This is a genomic window from Bifidobacterium sp. B4081, assembly GCF_026537335.1.
GTDB lineage: Bacteria > Actinomycetota > Actinomycetes > Actinomycetales > Bifidobacteriaceae > Bombiscardovia.
The window spans coordinates 1-4,721 of record NZ_JAFNMM010000009.1; the positions used below are offsets into that span (position 1 = coordinate 1).

Consider the following 4,721-nt stretch of genomic DNA (forward strand, 5'->3'; position numbering starts at 1 on the left):
CAGATACCCCAACACCACACTCTGACCAACACACAACCAAACCCACACACAGAACCTAAAACAACGCGTTTAGTTCCTATAGGCCCATTTAAATCAGTTGAGTCAACATTGTTGTATAGGATATGCCCCGAATCCGGCCTATAAAAAGCCTCCAATAGGGAAAGCAGCGTAGTTTTACCTGAACCCGACGAGCCCACGATGACGGTTCTTTGGTGTGGGACTGCGCTAAAACTAATGTTCTGCAGAGTGGTATTTCGTTCATCATCTTTGTCCGCTGTATTGTAAGAAAAGCATACATCTTTGAACTCCAGCGTAATGTTGGCTGTATCAAACGAGGAATGCCCATCTGGGGAAAGCATATTGCTCGAACTTACGGTTTCGCTTTTATCGCGCAAAGATTCAATGTCTTCTATTCTCCTGAGTGGTCCTAAAGCTTTGAAAGCCGTGGTTATAGATGAGGAAAAGGAGCTTAGCGAAGAAACAACCATAGTCAAATACATTGAAAAGGAGATGAAATTAGAAATATCAAGATCCCCTTTCGCTATTTCCGCGCCGCCAAAGGAAAAAACGATTAGTAAGGTCAGCTGTATGGCGCAGTTCACAATGGACCGAATGATTGTTTCCTTGTTGGCCACTTTTACTGTTGCCCGATACACTTCTTCTGCGGTACCGACTACTCTTTTCGTTTCAGGCACTGTTGCCATAAAGGCCTTAATTGTGCGAATTCCAGCTAATGATCGCAGTATGGCATTAGACAGTCTTGCTGTCTTAGCTTGTACCAGTTCGGTATAGGCCTGCAGACGAGAAGAAGCAGCAATCATCAACAGAATGGATGTGCACGAAGTTATAAGTGCCACGGCAAAGAGTCTGGTATCAATGAACAGCATAGCGACAGCTGATCCGCAAGCTGTTAACAGATTCGCGGCCACTTTAAAGAAGTCTGATGACAGGGCTGAGCGTAACTCATTAGTATCTGAGATGACAGTTGAGACATAGTCACCCGACTCCCTCTTATCATACTCTTGTACCGGCAGGCCGAGGATACAGGTAATGAGATTGCTACGTTTATCGAAAACTATTTTCGCCGCAAGGCGGTTTGCCATATTGGATCCCAAACCATCCAGGACGATGCCTGCTACAAACAAAAGCGCCAAGACTGCAATTGGTCTCACCAACTTCTGACTCTGTTCTATGGCGTGTAGAAGATAATTGACACACAGAGGTTGTAGTAACGCCAGACCTGAAGACACTATACCCACAGACATCACAACAACAGTGATAGCTGTGTGCGGTTTCAATAGTCTGAATACATTAAAAATTGTGGTTTTTTGACGTTGCTGAGTTTGCATAGTTGACATGATTTCCGCTATTCGCCTATGGCTGTTTGGACGGTTTCAATTGCCGATCGCTTCAAACTAGAACGTGCAGAGAAAAATGTGGAAAGTGTTCCCGCGGCGATAATGGGCACAGCAAGGATAATGAAGAACTTCCAGGGGAAGACCACTACAAAGAGATTCTTGGAAAGAGGGAGGAATGTCACAGCGGTGAAAACTCCGACGAGCAAGGTGGCCCCCGCAGAGATAAGGATACCGGTGGTCACGAGGATGAAACCATCCAAGGCCGATATGGCAAGTAGCTGTCCGGGCACAGCGCCCGCGATGGAGATAAGGGCCAGATCAAGGTTGCGTTCCTTGGCAGAGATGGCGAAACTGGCGACCGCACCGATTACAGCAATGAGCAAGGCCGACCACAGGCTGGACATAAGCTCTATCGGTGTGGCTGATCCCATGTCTTTCAACTGGGGAAAGCCACTTATGGCAGCAGTACTGGTTTGACCTGTGATTAACAATCCACCGAGCAGGAACAGGCAAGCAGTCAGTGAGATGATGGTGGAGCCGAATGCCTTCCCGCGACTTCTCACAATGGCTTGTGCCCGTGCGATCTTCCAGACATCGGATTGCACAGGAACCAGATTCGTCCATGTTTTGGTGGCCCATTGGATGATGGGTCCTCCAGAATAGGCCAGAGCGACCAGAAACAGCAGTATCGCGATGATCGGGCCTAATGACATGGGTTGCATGATGATGCCCAATTGGGTCTTACTCAGAGTTTTGGGGTCGTTCAACACCAGGATGACGGCAGCGACAGCCGGTGCCAGCAGGGCGATGAAACCACCGATAATAAGGAATCTCCTCAGACCGCGCCCAGCTCTCGTGACGTGGACTTCCTCAGTTCCTGAACCTCTCAGCAGCTCAACCGGAAGCACTTTCCTCAAAGCACGCAGAGTAAAGAGAGCACCCAACAAAGCCACAATGAAACCGACTGCAAGCCCCCTCAAAGCAAAGTCTAAGAAACCCTGCCAAGTAAAAGTGATAAGCGGCGGTAACAGCACGGCCTCCAACTGGAACTTTAGAATCCGTGGGGCAAGAATTGGCGCCAGCGCCATACCAACGATGGAGGAGATCAGAGTCAGCACGAACACCTGCACCATGGTGAGGGTCAGCACCTGCCTAGGTGTGGCACCAAGCAGGGACAACAATGCAAGTCCCTTCCGCCGCTGCCTTATGGAAGCCTGAATCGTCACCATAATGACCAGGCAACCCAGGACCATTGCTATCTGGTAGACCGAGTCCACGTTAGTGCTGAGATGGTGAGATACCACACCCACTTCCCCCGGGGAATCATGTTTGAGATCATTGATTCCCTTGCATACACTCATGGCGCACAGAATCGTCTGCGTGACCACAAGCACAAGAAACACACCGGCCCAGATTCCTCTATTGGCTTTCAGATCATTCAACGCCCACTTCATGACTTACACCTTTCACGCCGCATCGCCATACAGAATCAGGGCAATAACTACGCTTGCTCTTCCACATTCCCTGATGCGACAAATCCGCCATCACTCATGGTGTATACGACGTCGCATTGCCGGGCCAGGCGGAGATCGTGTGTGACCACGACCACGCATTTACCGGGTCGATGGGAGAAGTCCCGCAACTGCGAGAAAACCAACTGTCCGGACTTCTGGTCAAGAGCACCTGTCGGCTCATCGGCGAACACAACATCGGGATCCGCGACCAAGGTGCGAATCAAGGATACCCGCTGCTGCTCACCACCTGAGAGCGAACTAGCTGCGTCATTGTCGTGCCCGCTCAAGTGGAACTTATCCATGAGGGCATCGATGCTTCCTTGATCGACCTTGCGATGGCTGAGAGTCAAGGGGAGCAGGATATTGTCACGAACGGTCATGGACGGGACAAGATTGTAGGACTGAAACACAAACCCGATATGCGATCTGCGAAACAAAGCCAAGTTACGCTGGTTCTTCTTAGTTAGTTCCTCACCCAGCACCCACACATTTCCTTGAGATGGCTGTTCAAGACCAGAAAGGCAATATAGCAAGGTGCTCTTACCACATCCAGAGGGCCCTGTAATTGCGGTCATGGCACCACCAGCAGCAACAAAAGAAAGATCATTGAACACCACAGTGGGAGTCCCGTCACCCGAGACGAAATTCTTACTTAGCTGTTCAGCTACTACCACACCATCACGCATAATATTAACCTTCATGGTACTGAGATCAGAGTATCGCCAGACCTCATGCGATTATAAAGCCCCACGACAACGAGTACTGAAATAAACGCTGTCATGGGGCGATATTCCTATTTACCAACACAACACGTTGCTCGTATCGCTGTAACTGGTGCATATGTCCTCTTTCAACACTCCGTCAGCGTCGGGAATGAGACTTATCTTCTCACCTTCCGCATCGGACATTTCTATTGAAACAAACGCCCCATATCTGAAAAAGATAGGTCCGTTATTGTACCTTAAATCACTGAGGATATAAGGTCCTGGTTCACCGCCTATTGCTTCCTCTAGTTTGAGGGTTAATCTTTCAAGATGCTCATCAGAAAAGGGATATATGGTTATGAATTTTCCACTAGAGCTGCGTCCTGCATATTTGGTATTGGAGGATCGGTACTGTTGTTTATCCCTGAGATATTTGAACATAACATGCTCTGAAATACAGATTTTAGAAACTTTTTCTAAAACTGATTGTGCATTGTCAAGGGAAGCCGTCACATGAATTTTCCATCCGTGGGTCCTCATTATGCAAGCAGTCGGCTGCATATATGTCCATACTACGGATTTATTTGAAGCCCATCCTATCGGACAGTCAGGTTCAGGATCCCATGACTCTTCGGCATGTGCCATGAGACTACGGCTATCGACAAAGAAAGGAGATCCTGGGTGCGTCGCCCGCATGTATACAGCTTCCCCAATCATTGCGTCTCCCATCGTTGCGGACTATGCTTTGTAGTAATATTATCAGAACCCGGTTCAGTGTCAACTTCTGTTTTAACTCGCTTCTTGAATATTAATAACTTGCTCATTGCCTTTGATAGCTAAGTACCCATACGTCGCCTTTTAAGATGGCAACTTTCCTTTGAGTAGAGATGGACCTTCAATTGCTGCATCCAATGATGTCAAGACACCAAGCCGTTTGCATAGCAAACTTTTCCCAGCGTCTATACTTACCTGATCCTCCCCCGTGGCTTCCATTCTGAATGATATTAACGACTGCGTCTGCACCGATTTCCTGGAGCAGTGACACCCACTTCAGAGATTCTGGGCTATAGGAACTAAACGCGTTGTTTATGTTGGGGGTTTGGCCTTGTGGCTGTAAGCGTGTTGGGTGGTTGTTAATAGGTCGG

At 48.4% G+C, this 4,721-nt stretch carries 4 protein-coding genes; all 4 read right to left on the bottom strand.

The annotated features are described in order from the left end of the window. A partial coding sequence (locus J3T92_RS09400; RefSeq protein WP_181415147.1) for an ABC transporter ATP-binding protein occupies positions 1-1,349 on the bottom strand: 1,349 nt, incomplete at its 3' end. A 17-nt stretch (positions 1,350-1,366) separates the two neighbouring features. Further along, positions 1,367-2,812: an FtsX-like permease family protein gene (locus J3T92_RS09405; RefSeq protein WP_045924218.1), complete on the bottom strand. Its 1,446-nt coding sequence runs from the start codon at positions 2,810-2,812 to the stop codon at positions 1,367-1,369. Positions 2,813-2,859: 47 nt separating this feature from the next. Then, positions 2,860-3,573, bottom strand: coding sequence for an ABC transporter ATP-binding protein (locus J3T92_RS09410; RefSeq protein WP_101433110.1), 714 nt, complete (start codon positions 3,571-3,573; stop codon positions 2,860-2,862). Positions 3,574-3,669: 96 nt separating this feature from the next. Then, a complete protein-coding gene (locus J3T92_RS09415) occupies positions 3,670-4,221 on the bottom strand; it encodes a hypothetical protein (RefSeq protein ID WP_143243380.1) in 552 nt (183 codons plus the stop codon). Positions 4,222-4,721 lie beyond the last annotated feature (500 nt).